Below are 15,810 nucleotides of genomic sequence, written 5' to 3'. Positions count from 1 at the left end.
TCCGGGCGCCCGCGCCACCGCACCCCGATCTGGAGCACGCCGTGACCGACAGCCCCGACCTGCCCGACCTCACCTCGTTCGACGGCGTGCTGTTCGACCTCGACGGGGTTCTCACCCCCACCGCCGAGGTGCACATGCGCGCGTGGAAGACGATGTTCGACGAGCTGTTCGCGGCGTGGAAGATCGAACCGGCCTACACCGACCGCGATTACTTCGAATACGTCGACGGAAAGAAGCGCTACGACGGGGTCGCGAGCCTGTTGCGCAGCCGCGACGTCGAGGTGCCGTGGGGTGACCCGTCGGACGACCCCCGCGAAGACACCGTGTGCGGCGTCGGCAACCGCAAGAACGAGGTGTTCTCCCGCATCCTCCGCAGCGAGGGCATCCGTCCCTATCCGGGGTCCGTCGCCCTCCTCGACGTGCTCCAGGCCGCCGGCACCCCGATCGCGGTCGTGTCGAGCTCGAAGAACGCCGTCGAGGTGCTCGAGGCCGCGGGGCTGCGCGACCGGTTCCCCGTCGTGATGGACGGCGTGGTCGCCGAGCGCGACCATCTGGCATCCAAGCCCGCCCCCGACGTGTTCGCCGAGGCCGCCCGCATGCTGGGCGTCGATCCCGCGCGATCGGTCGCGGTCGAAGACGCGCTGAGCGGCGTGCGCTCGGCCGTCGCGGCCGGCTACGGCGTGGTGGTCGGCGTGGACCGCGGCGTCGGCGCCGACGACCTCTCCACCGCCGGCGCGACGGTGGTCGTCGAGGACCTCGCCGCGTTCGTAGACTGAGCCGTCGCCTGCGCGCGGCGTCCCTCGCTCCGTCTGCGGACGGTGCCCCCGAACCTCACCCGCCCGAGCGGCATGCCGTCCGCTCGTGCCGACCCGAACCCGCCACCGGAAGGCCCGCCCGATGATCGATCGCGATCGCTTCCCCATCGACGAGTGGCGACTCGTCGAGACCCAGTTCTCCCTCGACGACGTGGGGGTCACCGAGACCCTCTTCGCCGTCGGCAACGGTTACCTGGGCCTGCGCGGTAACTCCATCGAGGGGCGCTTCGCCCTCGAGCAGGGCACGTTCATCAACGGCTTCCACGAGACCTTCCCGATCCGTCACGCCGAGCAGGCGTACGGCTTCGCGGAGGTCGGCCAGACGATCATCAACGCACCGGATGCCAAGGTCATGCGCGTCTACGTCGACGACGAGCCGCTCTCGCTCGACGTCGCCGACGTGCGCGAGTACGAGCGCGTGCTCGACATGCGCCAGGGCATCCTCCGTCGCGACATCCTGTGGGTGACGCCCTCGGGTAAGCGCGTGCGCATCCAGGACGAGCGGTTCGTGTCGTTCGATGAGAAGCACCTCGCCGTGCTGCGTCTGACCGTCACCGTCCTCGACTCCGACGCGCCCGTCACGGTCAGCAGCCAGCTGCTCAACCGCCAGGACGGCGAGGGCATCTACGGCGGCTCGCCGATGGCATCCACGCAGTCCGGATTCGACCCGCGTAAGACCGAGAAGCTCAGCGACCGCGTGCTGCAGCCGCGCGAGTACTGGCAGGACGGCGAACGCTCGGCGCTGAGCTACGAGGTCAGCGAATCGGGCATGACCCTCGCCGTCATCGCCGACCACCTCGTCGACACGCAGAACGAGTACACCTCGCGGCGTCTCATCGAGCCCGACATCGCGAAGAACGTCTACCGCGTGCACGCGCGGGCCGGCGTTCCGACCACCATCACCAAGCTGGTGAGCTACCACACCTCGCGCGGTGTGCCCACGGGCGAGCTCCTCGACCGCTGCCGCCGCACCCTCGACCGGGCGGTCGAGACGGGCATCGACCGCCTCGTCGAGCAGCAGATCGCCTGGTACGCCGACTTCTGGGATCGCTCCGACGTGCGCATCGGCGGTCATGGCGACCTGCAGCAGGCGACCCGCTGGTGCCTGTTCCAGTTGGCGCAGGCCGCCGCCCGCGCCGACGGGCAGGGCGTGCCCGCGAAGGGCGTCACGGGGTCGGGCTACAGCGGCCACTACTTCTGGGACACCGAGGTCTACGTCCTGCCGTTCCTCGCGTACACGTCGCCGCTGTGGGCGCGCAACGCCCTGCGCATGAGGTACCTCATGCTCCCCGCGTCCCGCAAGCGCGCGCACCAGCTCAACGAGGCGGGCGCCCTGTTCCCGTGGCGCACGATCAACGGCGAGGAGGCATCGGCGTATTACGCCGCCGGCACCGCGCAGTACCACATCAACGCCGACGTCGCCTTCGCGCTCGCCAAGTACGTCCGGGCGACGGGCGATGAGGAGTTCCTCGCCCGCGAGGGCGTGGACATCGCCGTCGACACGGCGCGCCTGTGGTCGACGCTCGGCTTCTGGCGCTCCAGCGACGCCGCCGCCGACGGCGAGCACGACTCGTTCCACATCCACGGCGTGACGGGGCCCGACGAGTACACGACGGTCGTGAACGACAACCTGTTCACCAACGTCATGGCGCGCTTCAACCTGCGCTTCGCCGCGCGCACGGTGCGCGACCTCGCCGAGCACGACCCCGACGCCTACGCCCACATGGCCGACCGCATGAATCTCGACCCCTCGGAGCCCGAGGGCTGGGAGAAGGCGGCCGAGGCCATGCACATCCCGTTCAGCGAGGCCCTCGGCATCCATCCCCAGGACGCCGTGTTCCTCGAGCGCGAGATCTGGGACCTCGAGAACACCCCGCCCGACCAGCGCCCCCTGCTGCTGCACTTCCACCCGCTGGTGATCTACCGGTACCAGGTGCTGAAGCAGGCCGACGTGGTGCTCGCGCTGTTCCTGCAGGGCAACCACTTCACGGATGCCGAGAAGCTCGCGGACTTCGAGTACTACGACCCGCTGACCACGGGCGACTCCACGCTGTCGGCCGTCGTGCAGTCGATCCTGGCCGCCGAGGTGGGCTATCAGGACCTCGCGCTGGAGTACTTCCGTCAGGCCGCGTTCGTCGACCTCGGCGACCTGCACCACAACGCCTCCGACGGCGTGCACGTCGCATCGGCCGGCGGCGTGTGGACGGCGCTCGTGAGCGGTTTCGGCGGCATGCGCGACCACTTCGGCCGCCTGACCTTCGATCCGCGCCTGCCCGCCGACTGGCCCGAGCTGTCGTACGTGCTGCACTGGCACGGCACCCGCCTCGACGTCACCCTCACCGCCACCGCGCTGACGCTGCGGGCCGGGGGAGAGGGCGGCCCCGTCGCGTTCGCGGTGCGCGACGTCGACTACACGGTGGCGCCGGGCGAGACCGTGCGCGTGGCGCTGCACGGCCAGGGTCCGGTGCGTCCGGGGCGCCCCTCGATCCGCCAGCTCGAGGGATCCGTGCGCGAGGACGGCACGCTGCTGTCGGCGTCGGTGCCGATCGTGACCGCGGCGATCCCGCTCGTGAGCGACGACGAGTCGCCCATCGCGGTGGGCCTCGACGGCGGCTTCTGATCCTGCTCGAACGCGGCGGCATCCCTCCCGGGGTGTCGCCGCGTTCGTCGTTGCGGGGGTGCGTGGGTCGTCGAGAACAGGGGAACCGCCGAGAACAGGGCGGATGCCGGGAGATCGGCCTGTCCCGGTGGCATCCCCTGTTCGGGAGCGCGTCGGGGGCTCGCGCGGGGTTCGACATCGGCGAGCTCGGGCGGCGGCGACCCGGTCGGAGCCGGTCACGGAAGCGATGTCGGAGGGACGCCGTAGGCTGGTGGGGTGACGACAGCCCTGTACCGCCGATACCGCCCCGAGGCGTTCGGCGAGATGATCGGGCAGTCGCAGGTGACCGAGCCGCTCATGACCGCCCTGCGCAGTGACCGCGTGGGCCACGCCTATCTGTTCTCGGGTCCGCGCGGCTGCGGTAAGACCACGTCCGCCCGCATCCTCGCCCGCTGCCTCAACTGCGCAGCCGGCCCCACCGACACCCCGTGCGGCGTGTGCGACAGCTGCGTCGAGCTCGGCCGCGGCGGCGGCGGGTCGCTCGACGTGGTCGAGATCGACGCGGCCAGCCACAACGGCGTCGACGACGCCCGCGATCTGCGTGAGCGCGCGATCTTCGCGCCCGCCCGCGACCGCTTCAAGATCTTCATCCTCGACGAGGCCCACATGGTCACCCAGCAGGGCTTCAACGCCCTGCTCAAGCTCGTCGAAGAGCCCCCGGCGCACGTGAAGTTCATCTTCGCCACCACCGAGCCCGAGAAGGTGCTCGGCACCATCCGCTCGCGCACCCACCACTACCCGTTCCGTCTCGTCCCGCCCGCGGCCATGCTCGAGTACGTGCAGGAGCTCTGCGAGAGCGAGGGCGTCGGCGTCGAGGCCGGAGTCCTGCCCCTCGTCGTGCGCGCCGGGGGAGGGTCTCCGCGCGACACGCTGTCACTGCTCGACCAGCTCATCGCCGGCAGCGACGCGGATGCCGCGGGGCATGTGCTCGTGCGTTACGAGCGGGCCGTGGCGCTGCTGGGCTACACCCACTCCGAGCTCCTCGACGAGGTCGTCGACGCGTTCGCCGCGGGCGACGGGGGAGGGGCGTTCGCCGCGGTCGACCGCGTCGTGCAGACCGGTCAAGACCCGCGCCGCTTCGTCGACGACCTGCTCGAACGGCTTCGCGACCTGATCGTGGTGGCCGCCACCGGCGCGGGAGCCTCGGCCGTGCTGCGCGGCGTCCCCGACGACGAACTCGAGCGCATGGCCCGGCAGTCCACCGCCTTCGGTGTGCACCGCCTGTCGCGGACGGCCGACCTCGTCGTCGCCGCGCTCGACGAGATGACGGGGGCCACCTCTCCGCGTCTGCAGCTCGAGCTGCTCGTGGCCCGTGTGCTCACCCACGCCGGCGTCCCGCAGGGCACCGCCCCGGCGACCGCCCACGACCTCGACGTCGCGCACGCGGGAGCCTCCGCCCCCGTCGCTCCCGCGACGGGGCGCCCGGCCTCGCCCGCCGCCGACATCGCCGCGCCCGGCGTCGCCGCCTCGCGCGACGGGGGGTCGGCGCCGGGCGCGCCGCGCATCGCCGCCCCCGCGGCCGGATCGCCCCCGGTCGCATCGCCGTCGATCGCATCGCCCGCCATCGCGTCGCCGGGTGCGCCCCGCATCGCCGCCCCCGGCGTCGCTGCACCGCCCGTGGCCTCGCCCGGCGCGGCCGCGCCCGCTGTGGCATCACCGGGCGCCGCGCCGACGGGGTCGCCTGCAGCGGCACCGACCGTGGCATCACCGGGCGTCGCGCCGACCGTCGCGTCCCCCGGTCCCGCGCGGCCCGTGTCGACGCCGGTGGCCGCTCCCGGCATCGCCGACCCCGGCGCGTCCTCGTCCCGATCGCAGGCGGATGCCCCCTCGTCCGCGGCGACGACCTCGCGCATCGCTCAGCCGGGCTCCGCCGGCCCGCAGAACGCGTCCGGGTCGTCGGCCCGACCCGGGTCCCCGCTCCCCGCCGACGACGATGCGCCACCGCCGTTCACCGACGACGATGCCCCGCCGCCCTTCGACGACGACGGCGACGCCCACCCCTTCGACACCGCCCCTATGCCCGGCTCCGAGAGGCCGACGACGTCGGCCCCCGGCGCATCGAGCTCTGTGGCGGAGGGTGCACCGCCCCAGGGCCCAGACGTCGCGTCGAGCCCTTCCTCGGCGAGGAGCGCTTCCGTCCCGACGGAGGACGGCGTACCGCCGAGCCCCGCAACGCCGACCAGCGAGCCCCCGACCGGCGACGCGCGGACCAGCGAGGCCCCGGCCGGCGAGGCCGCGTCGAGCGCCCCCTCGGACACACCGACCCCGCCCGCTCGCCCGTCCGAGGCGCGCACCCCGACCGAGGCGACTCCCGCCACCGTCGAGCCTGCGCCCGCCGGCCCCACGCCGACGAGCACACCGAGCCCTTCGAGCGAACGCTCCGACGGCCCCGCGGCGGCGGAGCCGATCGCTCCTTCCGCGCCCGCCGGTGCGGCATCCGCTCCCTCGACGTCGTCCGCGACGACGGGTGCGGACGCCCCCGCCGACGACCCGACGCCCCTCGAGCCGGTCGCCCCGACCCCGCCCGCCATCCCCGTCGGCCCGATCGAACTGGGACACGTGCGAGACGCCTGGCCCGAGGTGCTCGGCCAGCTCGAAGTCGCCAGCAGGTCGTCGTGGTTGGTGGTGTCCACGGCCACCGTCGCCGCGTTCGACGCCGACGTGCTCACCCTGGCCTTCCGCACCACGGCGGATCTCACGGCGTTCAAGACCCGTACCCCCGAGGGCGGCCCGAGCGAAGATCTGCGTCAGGCGATCCAGGCGGTCCTGGGCGTGCGCGTGAAGTACCTCGCCCGCCTCGACGGCGACGGGGGGTCCGGTGGATCACCTCGGCGCCCGGCCGACGCGCCGTCGTCCGGACCGGCGAGTTCGCGAGGGCCGGTTCCCCCGGCATCCGGTTCGCGCTCGGCCTCCACCTCGGCGCCCTACGCGTCGTCGGTGACGGAATGGGCGGTCGCCCCCATCCCGTCGTCGGACGGTGCCCCCACCGCTCTGGCCGTCGACGATGAACCCGACGACGCCGTGATCGAGCCGGCACAGACCGCCCCGCATTCCGGTGCGGTCTTGCCGCCGCGCGAGGTCGCGCCGTCCGTCCCGGCGCCCGACGAGGTCGACGACGACGACGTGATCCCGCCCGCCGACGAGACCGAGGCGCCGCTGCCGCCCGTCGTCGTGCCCCGGATGGCACCGCTCCGCGGGGGTGTGCAGCGCTACGGTGAAGCGGTGGTGCGGCAGATGCTCGGCGCCACCTACGTGCGTGACGAACCCTACGAGCCCCCGACGAGGTTCAGCTGATGTACGACGGCATCGTCCAAGATCTGATCGACGAGTTCGGGCGCCTGCCCGGGATCGGCCCGAAGTCGGCGCAGCGCATCGCCTTCCACATCCTGCAGTCGCCGTCGTTCGATGTCTCGCGGTTGTCGACGCTCCTCGGCGAGATCCGCGACAAGGTCAAGTTCTGCGAGATCTGCGGCAACGTCTCCGAACAGGAGCGCTGCTCGATCTGCCGCGACCCGCGTCGCAACGCGACCCTCATCTGCGTCGTCGAAGACGCCAAAGACGTCGCGGCGATCGAACGCACGCGCGAGTTCCGCGGTCTGTACCACGTGCTCGGTGGGGCCATCAGCCCGATCGCGGGCATCGGCCCCGACGATCTGCGCGTCACGCAGCTCATGCAGCGCCTCGCCGACGGGACCGTGCAAGAGGTGATCCTCGCCACCAACCCCAACCTCGAGGGCGAAGCGACGGCGACCTACCTGAGCCGTTTGCTGCACACCCTCGAGATCCGTGTCACGCGACTCGCGTCGGGCCTGCCGGTCGGCGGCGACCTGGAGTACGCCGACGAGGTGACGCTCGGGCGCGCGTTCGAGGGACGCCGCACCCTCTGAGCTCCGCGCGGTGAGACGCGCACCAGACGGGAGCGTGCCCCCACCCGAGACGAACCCGCCGCGAGAGCTCTATCCCCGCGCCCGCGCCCGCACCCGCGTCACGCTCGACAACGTCGCCCGCACCGGCTGCCCGAGGTAGATGCCGAGCGACGCGCCCACCGCCAGGGCGATGCCGATCGTCGCCGCGCCCGCGAGGGTGGTGACACCGGTCATCAGCACGGCGGGGTCGTCGCCCGACTCCACGATGCCCAGCAGACCGCGGAAGACCGCGGCTCCGGGCACGAGCGGCAGGATCGCCGCGGTGGTGATGGCGACCGAGGGCACGTGCAGCCGGTAGGCCACGACGATGCCGACGAAGCTGCCGATGAACGCGCCCACGCCGCTCGCGGCCGCGACCTCGAAACCGAGTCCGGTCGCGGCGACGTAACCGGCCCACGCGACCAGGCTCAACGCGGCGCTGACGACGATGATGCGCGCCCCCGCGCCGTTGAAGACCGCGACGGCGACGGCGATCACCGCGGCGCCCACGAACTGGAACACGACCGGTCCGAGGGGGAGGGCGTTCGACGGCGGTGACATCCCCAGTCCGATCACCCGCACCGTCTCGAGGCCCGCGAGGATCCCGAGCACCACGCCCAGCGTCTGCGTCGTCAGCTCGAGGATGCGCCCGGTCGCGGTCAGCGCGAAGCCGTCGATCGCATCCTGCGCTGCTCCTACGACCGTGAGACCGGCGAGCATGAGCACGATCCCGGATGCCACGATCACCGACGGTCTGATCGCGGCGGCCGCCTCGATGCCGGTGTACTGCAGCAGAGGGGAGAGCGCGGCGACCACGGTGAGCACGAACCCGCCGGCGATCTGCGCGAAGAAGTACGGTACGCGCGCACGGGCCATGACGTACTGCGTCGTCGCGGCCAGTGCGGCGGCGATGAACGACAGCACCAGCGCGAGCCAGTTGGCCCCGAACATGATCGCGACCCCGGCGGCGAGGGTGGCTTGGGAGGCGATCACGATCGCGGGGCGATAGCGGAACGGTAGCCGTCGGATCGCCCGGCAACGGGCGATCGCGTCGTCGAGGGCGAGGCCGCCGGTGATCTCGGTGACGAGTGCTTGCAGGCGCTGCAGCTTCGCGTGGTCGGGGACCGACCCTCGCACGACGCGCAGAAGGGTCGTGGGGTGGGAGGCGCCTGGGCGGCTGTGCGCGATGGTGATGGAGTTGTAGGTGACGTCGACGTGGACGGGGTCGAGTCCGTACGCGCCGCATACGCGCACGATGGTCAGCGTCACCTCGTTCGCCGGAGCTCCGACGACGAGCATGGTCTCGCCGATGCGGATCGCGAGATCGAGGATGCGCGAGGCGAGCGCCTCGTCGATGACGGGCAGCAGCGTGGTGTCGAGCGACGTCGCATCGTCGGTGTGCACGAGTCGTCGCAGCGACGACAGCCAGCGGCCGGGGGTGGGCGGCATCCGATCGCTCCAGGAGGGGGGAGGGGTGGAACCCGTCGATCCTATCCGCGCCGCCCTCGCGGAGTCCGCGAAGACGCATGGCGGAGCGGTTATGCACGCGCCTCTAGGATGATCCACGGGCGCGGCTCGAGCGCCGGCGCCGTGACATCCCGACGCACGACCCCTCCAGGAGTTCTTTTCATGGCTCTGATCGTCCAGAAGTACGGCGGTTCGTCCGTCGCCGACGCCGAGAGCATCAAGCGCGTCGCCAAGCGCATCGTCGATACCCGTCGTGCGGGTCACGAGGTCGTCGTCGCGGTCAGCGCCATGGGCGACACCACCGACGAACTGCTCGACCTCGCAGGTCAGGTCGCCCCGATCCCCGCTCCCCGCGAACTCGACATGCTGCTCTCCAGCGGTGAGCGCATCTCGATGGCGCTGCTGGCCATGGCGATCCACTCGATGGGCTTCGAGGCCCGTTCCTTCACCGGCAGCCAGGCGGGCATGATCACGGATGCCACGCACGGGGCCGCCCGCATCGTCGACGTGACGCCGGTGCGCCTGCGCGAGGCCCTCGACGAGGGCGCGATCGTCATCGTTGCCGGTTTCCAGGGCTTCAACCGCGACACCCGCGACATCACCACGCTCGGCCGCGGCGGCTCCGACACGACCGCCGTCGCGCTCGCCGCGGCGCTCGAGGCGGATGTGTGCGAGATCTACAGCGACGTCGACGGCATCTTCACCGCTGACCCCCGCGTCGTCCCGCTCGCGCGCAAGCTCGGCCGGGTCGGCAGCGAGGAGATGCTCGAGCTCGCGGCCAACGGCGCCAAGGTGCTCTACATCCGCGCGGTCGAGTACGCCCGCCGTCACGGCGTGCTGATCCACGCGCGTTCCACATTCAGCGCGAGCGAGGGCACCTGGGTGCTCGACGCCTCGAAGACCTCCGCACTCGTCCCCGAAAGAGGAGCCATGGAAGAGCCCATCGTCGCCGGCGTCGCCACCGATCTCAGCCAGGCGAAGATCACCGTCATCGGCGTGCCCGACGTGCCCGGCAAGGCCGCCGACATCTTCAAGATCGTCGCCAAGTCCGGCGCCAACGTCGACATGATCGTGCAGAACGTGTCGGCTGCCGCCACCGGCCGCACCGACATCTCGTTCACTCTCCCCAAGACCGATGCCACGACGGCGCTCAAGGCGCTCGCCGGCGAGCAGTCCGAGGTCGGGTTCGAGAGCCTCGTGCACGACGACCAGATCGGCAAGCTCTCGGTCGTCGGTGCGGGAATGCGCACGCACTCGGGCGTCTCGGCGACGCTCTTCGAGGCGCTCAGCATGGCCGGCGTCAACATCGAGATGATCTCGACCTCCGAGATCCGGATCTCGGTGGTCGTTCGCGGCGTCGACCTCGCCGAGGCCGCGCGCCTCGTGCACACTGCGTACGGTCTCGACGGCGACGCCGAGGCGACCGTCCACGCCGGCACCGGTCGCTGAGCCACCCTCCCCGACTCGGGCCGGACGCCGCCTCGGCGTCCGAACGTGCGGCAGGAGTTTTCCGGTCGTCTCCGCTCTCGCCGACGGGATCCGGCCGTTCATCGACGCGTAGCCGTCAAAGTTCCTGCGAGGGCTCCCGGCCGTCGGTCGTCCCACCGCGGCGCGCGCTACCCTGACCCGAACGCCGCTTCCGCGGCATCCATCACCCGAACCACCGAGGTACCCGCATGACCCGCATCTCCGATTCCGGAATCTCCCTCGCCGTCGTCGGCGCCACCGGCCAGGTCGGCACCGTCATGCTCGAGATCCTCGCCGAACGGTCGTTCCCGATTCGCGAGCTGCGCCTGTTCGCCACGGCCCGTTCGGCGGGCACCGCGGTCGAGTTCGGCGGCCACTCGGTCGTCGTCGAGGACGTCGCCACGGCCGACCCCTCCGGCGTCGAGGTCGCGCTCTTCTCCGCCGGCGCCACCGGTTCGCGCGCCCACGCCCCCCGCTTCGCCGAGGCGGGCGCCCTGGTCATCGACAACTCCAGCGCGTGGCGCATGGACCCCGAGGTCCCCCTCGTCGTGAGCGAGGTCAACCCGCACGCGATCGATCAGGCCGTCAAAGGCATCGTCGCCAACCCGAACTGCACGACGATGGCCGCGATGCCGGTGCTCAAGGTGCTCGACACCGAAGCGGGGCTCGAGCGTCTGATCGTCAGCACCTACCAGGCCGTCTCCGGCTCCGGTCTCGCCGGCGCGCGGGAGCTCCTCGGCCAGGTCGAGGGCGTCCTCGCGCAGGGTGACGTCGAACGGCTCGTGCGCGACGGTTCGGCGCTCGACTTCCCCGAGCCCGAGAAGTACGTCGCCCCGATCGCCTTCGACGTCATCCCCTTCGCCGGCAACCTCGTCGACGACGGCCTCAACGAGACCGACGAGGAGAAGAAGCTGCGCAACGAGAGCCGCAAGATCCTCGAGCTCCCCGACCTCCGCGTGGCCGGGACCTGCGTGCGCGTCCCCGTCTTCACGGGCCACTCGCTCAGCATCAACGCGGAGTTCGCCCGCGACCTCTCGCCCGAGCGCGCGCGGGAGCTCCTCGCCGACGCCCCCGGCGTGACGCTCGAAGAGGTCCCGACGCCGCTGCAGGCCGCGGGCACCGACCCCAGCTACGTCGGCCGCATCCGCGCCGATCAGTCGGCCCCCGAGGGCAAGGGCCTCGTGCTGTTCATCAGCAACGACAACCTGCGCAAGGGCGCGGCGCTGAACGCGGTGCAGATCGCCGAGATCGTCGCGCAGAAGCGGGCCGCGACCGTCTGATTCCGGCATCCGGATGCCGCGGGCGCGGGGTTGTCTCGACATCGAACCGACCGATCTCTCGATGTCGAGACACCTCACGGCCCGCACCTAGAATCGACGGGTGACTGAAAACGTCGATGTTCTCCTCATCGGTGGCGGCATCATGTCCGCCACCCTCGGCACGCTGCTGAAGGACCTCCAGCCCGATCTGAAGATCGCGGTGCTGGAGCGACTCAGCGACGTCGCGCAGGAGAGCTCCAACGCGTGGAACAACGCCGGCACCGGTCACGCGGCGCTCTGCGAGCTGAACTACACCCCCGAGGGCAAGGACGGCTCGATCGACCCCGCCAAGGCGGTGGCGATCAACGAGCAGTTCCAGCAGAGCCGTCAGCTGTGGGCCTCGCTCGTGGCCGAGGGCGTGCTCGACGAGCCGTCGACGTTCATCAACGCCACCCCGCACATGACCTTCGTCCGCGGTGAGAAGGACGTCGCCTTCCTCCGTAAGCGCTACGAGGTCCTCAAGCAGCAGCCGCTGTTCGCCGGCATCGAGTACAGCGAGGACTCCCGCGTCATCAACCAGTGGGCGCCGCTGCTCATGCAGAAGCGCCGCAAGGGCGAGCCGTTCGCGGCGACGCGCGTGCCCGCCGGCACCGACGTCGACTTCGGCTCCCTCACGCGACAGCTCTTCGCGAACCTCCGCGAGAAGGGCGTCGAGGTCGTCACCAACCACGACGTCAAGAAGCTGAAGAAGCAGAAGGACGGCTCCTGGGAGGTCTCGTACCGCCACGTGATCGGCGGAACCCCCGGCTCGATCAACGCGAAGTTCGTGTTCGTCGGCGCGGGCGGGTGGGCGCTGAAGCTTCTGCAGCGCTCCGGCATCCCCGAGATCAAGGGCTACGGCGTCTTCCCGATCGGCGGACAGTGGCTGAAGACCTCCAACCCCGACATCGTCTCGAAGCACCGCGCGAAGGTCTACTCGCAGGCTTCGGTCGGCGCCCCGCCCATGTCGGTGCCGCACCTCGACACCCGCGTCATCGACGGCGAGTCGTCGCTGCTGTTCGGCCCGTTCGCCACCTTCAGCCCGAAGTTCCTCAAGAACGGGTCGATGCTCGACATCGTCACGCAGGTGCGCCCGCACAACATCGGTCCGATGCTCAAGGTCGCCGTCGACAATCCGGGTCTCATCAAGTACCTCGTGAGCGAGCTGCTGAAGACGCACTCGAAGAAGGTCGACAGCCTCCGCGACTTCATGCCGACGGCCAAGGACGAGGACTGGGAGCTGCTCGACGCCGGTCAGCGCGCCCAGGTCATGAAGCGCGACAAGCAGAAGGGCGGGGTGCTGCAGTTCGGCACCGAGGTCGTCACGTCGGCCGACCACTCGATCGCTGGTCTCCTCGGTGCCTCTCCGGGCGCGTCGACGGCCGTGTCGATCATGCTGGGCTTGATCAAGACCTGCTTCCCCGAGCGCATGCCGCAGTGGGAGCCGCGCCTGCGCGACCTCATCCCCAGCTACGGCGAGTCGCTCAACACGCACCCCGAGGCCGCTCGCAAAGAGTTGGATGCCACGGCTCGCGCCCTCGCGATCAACCCCTGAGTCCCGCGTGGCGAAGCTGTACTTCCGCTACGGCGCGATGAACTCCGGGAAGTCCACCGCGCTGCTGCAGGCGGCGTACAACTACGAGGAGCGCGGCCAGCGCGTGCTGCTGGCCAAGCCCGAGATCGACACCAAGGGCGCCGACCAGATCGACAGCCGCCTGGGCGTCACCCGACCGGTCGACTTCCTCGTCGGTTCCGACGACGATCTGCGTACGACGTTCCATGCGACGGCGGGCCACGCCCCGGTCGCCTGTCTGCTGGTCGACGAGGCCCAGTTCTTCACCGCGGGCCAGGTCGACGACCTCTTGCGCATCGCCGTGCTCGACGGCATCCCCGTGCTGGCGTACGGCATCCGCACCGACTTCCGCACCGAGGCGTTCCCCGGATCCGCGCGCCTGATGGAGATCGCGCACAGCCTGGAGGAGCTCAAGACGATCTGCCGCTGCGGGCGCAAAGCGATCTTCAACGCCCGCCTCGTCGGCGGCCGCTTCGTCTTCGACGGCGACCAGGTCGCGATCGACGAGGGCCAGATCGCCGGAGAGGTCACCTACGAGTCGATGTGCGCGGCCTGCTACCTGCGGGAGTCCGGCGGGCGGCTCGACGGCCGCTGAGGCGCCTCCGCGGCATCCGGACCGCGAGACGGCATCAGGCTGACACCTCGGTCGCGGGACGTCGCCGAGTTGTCCGCGCGGTGCCGTCTCGGCGCTCTGCGCAGCCCTGCTTGCCGCGGGCGCGGACGGCGGTGTCGGCGTCGACCGATAGCCTGGAGGCATGCGCGTCCTCCTCGCCGGCGGTGCCGGTTACATCGGAACCCACACGGCCGTCGCCCTCCTCGAGGCCGGCCACGACGTCGTCCTTCTCGACGACCTGTCCGGCACGCACGCCGTCGCCGCGGAGCGGGTCGAGCGCATCACCGGCAAGCCTGCGCCCCTGGTCGTCGGCGACGCCGCCGACGAGTCCGTCGTCACCGCCGTCTTCGACGAACACGGCCCGATCGACGCGATCATCCATCTCGCGGCGTTCAAGGCCGTGGGGGAGAGCACCCAGAAGCCGCTGGCCTACTACTCCAACAACCTCGACACCACGTTCGCGCTGCTGAAGGTCGGCATCGCCCGCGGCATCCGATCGTTCGTCTTCTCGAGCACGGGCACGGTCTACTCCGACCCGGCCGACCTGCCGTTCACGGAGGAGTCGACGACGAGCATCGACCTGTCGAACGCCTACAGCAAGTCGAAGCGCATGAACGAGGTCGTGCTGGCGGACGTGGCCCGGGTGAACCCCGAGCTCAACGTCACGGTCCTGCGCTACTTCAACCCCGTGGGTGCCCACGCGTCGGGTCTCATCGGCGAAGACCCGGCCGGCATCCCGAACAACCTCATGCCCTTCGTCTCGCGTGTCGCGATCGGCACCCTGGACGAGATCGGCGTCTTCGGCGACGACTACGACACTCCCGACGGAACCGGCCTGCGCGACTACATCCACGTCGTCGACCTCGCGGAGGGGCACGTCGCCGCTCTCGAGCAGGCGCAGCCCGGGCATCAGGTGTTCAATCTCGGCACGGGGCGTCCGGTGAGCGTCCTCGAGCTCGTCGCCTCGTTCGAGAAGGCCGTCGGCCGCGAGCTGCCCAAGAAGTTCCTCGCGCGCCGCCCGGGCGATGTCGCGGCGACCTACTGCGACCCGGCGAAGGCCGCCGAGGTGCTGAAGTGGCGCACGCGGTTCACGATCGACGACGCCTGCCGCGACTACTGGAACTGGCAGACGACGAACCCCGCCGGATACGCGACGTCCGCCCCGGAGTGATCCCGCGCGCGTAGGGTGATGTGGTCCGGCCACATCGTTGCGCCGGGCGAAGGGGGAGCCTCATGCCGGACAGTGCACCGCGCGCCTGGCAGGTCGTGCTCGAGCGGATCGAGGGCGACCTCCGCGACGGCCGACTCGGCCCGGGCGACCGCCTGACGCCCGAGCGTGAACTGGCCGCTCAGCTGGGCGTCGGCCGCTCGAGCGTGCGCGAAGCCGTACGGGTGCTCGAGGTGCTCGGTGTCGTGCGCACCGCGACCGGCTCGGGTCCCTCTGCCGGGGCGATGATCGTCACGACCCCTCGCGGGGGCCTGGCGGCCTTCCTGCGCCTGCAGGTGGCGGCGAACGGCTTCCCCCTGAGCGACGTGGTGCGCACCCGCGTCGTGCTCGAGTGCGACGTCGCCGAGCGGCTCGCGCGCTCCGACGCCGACTTGACCGAGATCGCCGGCATCCTCGAGGCGATGGATGCCGAGTCCCTCGACCCCGTCGAGTTCCTCGCCCTGGACGCGCGCTTCCACCAAGCACTGGCGGAGGCGTCCGGCAACGCCGTCGTGTCGGCGATGATGGCAGGGCTCCGCAGCTCGATCGAGGCCTACACGCAGGCGGGAGCCGCTCGCCTGGACTCGTGGACGGCGACCTCCGACCGGCTCCGAGCGGAGCATCGGCACATCGTCGACGCCGTGTCCCGCGGAGATGCCGACAGCGCGCGAGAGCGCGTGCGCGCACACATCACCGATTACTACACCGAGGTGGCACAGGCCCTGAGCCCCTCCGACACCGCCGACGACGCGGTCGGTAACGCCGTGCGCGCAGCCGTGCGGGCGTCGGCCACCTTGTGAGAGGAA

The 15,810-nt window shown here is 71.1% G+C and carries 11 protein-coding genes; 10 read left to right on the top strand and 1 reads right to left on the bottom strand.

Annotated elements, in window-relative coordinates; genetic code table 11:
* The first annotated feature begins 41 nt into the window (after positions 1-41).
* The 4 genes from AB0230_RS07645 (at position 42) to recR (ending at position 7,361) form a co-directional block, all read left to right on the top strand.
* On the top strand, positions 42-776 hold the full coding sequence (locus tag AB0230_RS07645; RefSeq protein WP_366374962.1) for a beta-phosphoglucomutase family hydrolase: 735 nt from the start codon (positions 42-44) through the stop codon (positions 774-776).
* Between the two features lie 121 nt (positions 777-897).
* On the top strand, positions 898-3,435 hold the full coding sequence (locus tag AB0230_RS07640; RefSeq protein ID WP_315994893.1) for a glycosyl hydrolase family 65 protein: 2,538 nt from the start codon (positions 898-900) through the stop codon (positions 3,433-3,435).
* 255 nt (positions 3,436-3,690) lie between these two features.
* Entirely contained in the window at positions 3,691-6,768 is a 3,078-nt protein-coding gene (locus AB0230_RS07635; protein WP_366374960.1) for a DNA polymerase III subunit gamma and tau, read from the top strand.
* A complete protein-coding gene (gene recR / locus AB0230_RS07630; protein WP_315994891.1) occupies positions 6,768-7,361 on the top strand; it encodes a recombination mediator RecR in 594 nt (197 codons plus the stop codon). Before AB0230_RS07635 ends, recR begins: the two co-directional genes overlap by 1 nt.
* Positions 7,362-7,430: 69 nt before the next feature.
* Here the strand turns inward: recR and AB0230_RS07625 are convergent, their stop codons facing one another.
* Positions 7,431-8,828, bottom strand: a complete 1,398-nt coding sequence (locus AB0230_RS07625; RefSeq protein WP_315994890.1) for a threonine/serine exporter family protein — start codon at positions 8,826-8,828, stop codon at positions 7,431-7,433.
* Between the two features lie 180 nt (positions 8,829-9,008).
* Between AB0230_RS07625 and AB0230_RS07620 the strand changes: the two genes are divergently transcribed.
* From AB0230_RS07620 to AB0230_RS07595, 6 genes are all read left to right on the top strand, one after another.
* Positions 9,009-10,295: an aspartate kinase gene (locus tag AB0230_RS07620; RefSeq protein ID WP_315994889.1), complete on the top strand. Its 1,287-nt coding sequence runs from the start codon at positions 9,009-9,011 to the stop codon at positions 10,293-10,295.
* A 227-nt stretch (positions 10,296-10,522) separates the two neighbouring features.
* A complete protein-coding gene (locus tag AB0230_RS07615) occupies positions 10,523-11,593 on the top strand; it encodes an aspartate-semialdehyde dehydrogenase (protein ID WP_315994888.1) in 1,071 nt (356 codons plus the stop codon).
* A 142-nt stretch (positions 11,594-11,735) separates the two neighbouring features.
* The gene (mqo, locus tag AB0230_RS07610) at positions 11,736-13,166 is read left to right on the top strand and encodes a malate dehydrogenase (quinone) (RefSeq protein WP_315995267.1); all 1,431 of its coding nucleotides are present in this window, start codon (positions 11,736-11,738) and stop codon (positions 13,164-13,166) included.
* Positions 13,167-13,173: 7 nt separating this feature from the next.
* A complete protein-coding gene (locus AB0230_RS07605; RefSeq protein ID WP_315994887.1) occupies positions 13,174-13,779 on the top strand; it encodes a thymidine kinase in 606 nt (201 codons plus the stop codon).
* Between the two features lie 160 nt (positions 13,780-13,939).
* Positions 13,940-14,968 (top strand): UDP-glucose 4-epimerase GalE, encoded by a 1,029-nt coding sequence (galE, locus tag AB0230_RS07600; RefSeq protein WP_315994886.1) that lies wholly within the window; start codon positions 13,940-13,942, stop codon positions 14,966-14,968.
* Positions 14,969-15,030: 62 nt separating this feature from the next.
* Entirely contained in the window at positions 15,031-15,804 is a 774-nt protein-coding gene (locus tag AB0230_RS07595; RefSeq protein ID WP_315994885.1) for an FCD domain-containing protein, read from the top strand.
* The last annotated feature ends 6 nt before the right edge of the window (positions 15,805-15,810 follow it).

The organism is Microbacterium sp. NPDC089190, from assembly GCF_040701795.1.
In the GTDB taxonomy this organism is placed as follows: Bacteria; Actinomycetota; Actinomycetes; order Actinomycetales; family Microbacteriaceae; genus Microbacterium; species Microbacterium galbum.
This window is presented reverse-complemented; position numbering and strand designations above follow the sequence as displayed.

What these genes read in the sequence shown, in the direction of transcription:
- AB0230_RS07640 (WP_315994893.1), top strand. Translation starts at nt 898, where the DNA reads ATGATCGATCGCGATCGCTTCCCCATCGACGAGTGGCGACTCGTCGAG.
- recR (WP_315994891.1), top strand. Translation starts at nt 6,768, where the DNA reads ATGTACGACGGCATCGTCCAAGATCTGATCGACGAGTTCGGGCGCCTG.
- AB0230_RS07625 (WP_315994890.1), bottom strand. Translation starts at nt 8,828, where the DNA reads ATGCCGCCCACCCCCGGCCGCTGGCTGTCGTCGCTGCGACGACTCGTG.
- AB0230_RS07620 (WP_315994889.1), top strand. Translation starts at nt 9,009, where the DNA reads ATGGCTCTGATCGTCCAGAAGTACGGCGGTTCGTCCGTCGCCGACGCC.
- AB0230_RS07615 (WP_315994888.1), top strand. Translation starts at nt 10,523, where the DNA reads ATGACCCGCATCTCCGATTCCGGAATCTCCCTCGCCGTCGTCGGCGCC.
- mqo (WP_315995267.1), top strand. Translation starts at nt 11,736, where the DNA reads ATGTCCGCCACCCTCGGCACGCTGCTGAAGGACCTCCAGCCCGATCTG.
- galE (WP_315994886.1), top strand. Translation starts at nt 13,940, where the DNA reads ATGCGCGTCCTCCTCGCCGGCGGTGCCGGTTACATCGGAACCCACACG.
- AB0230_RS07595 (WP_315994885.1), top strand. Translation starts at nt 15,031, where the DNA reads ATGCCGGACAGTGCACCGCGCGCCTGGCAGGTCGTGCTCGAGCGGATC.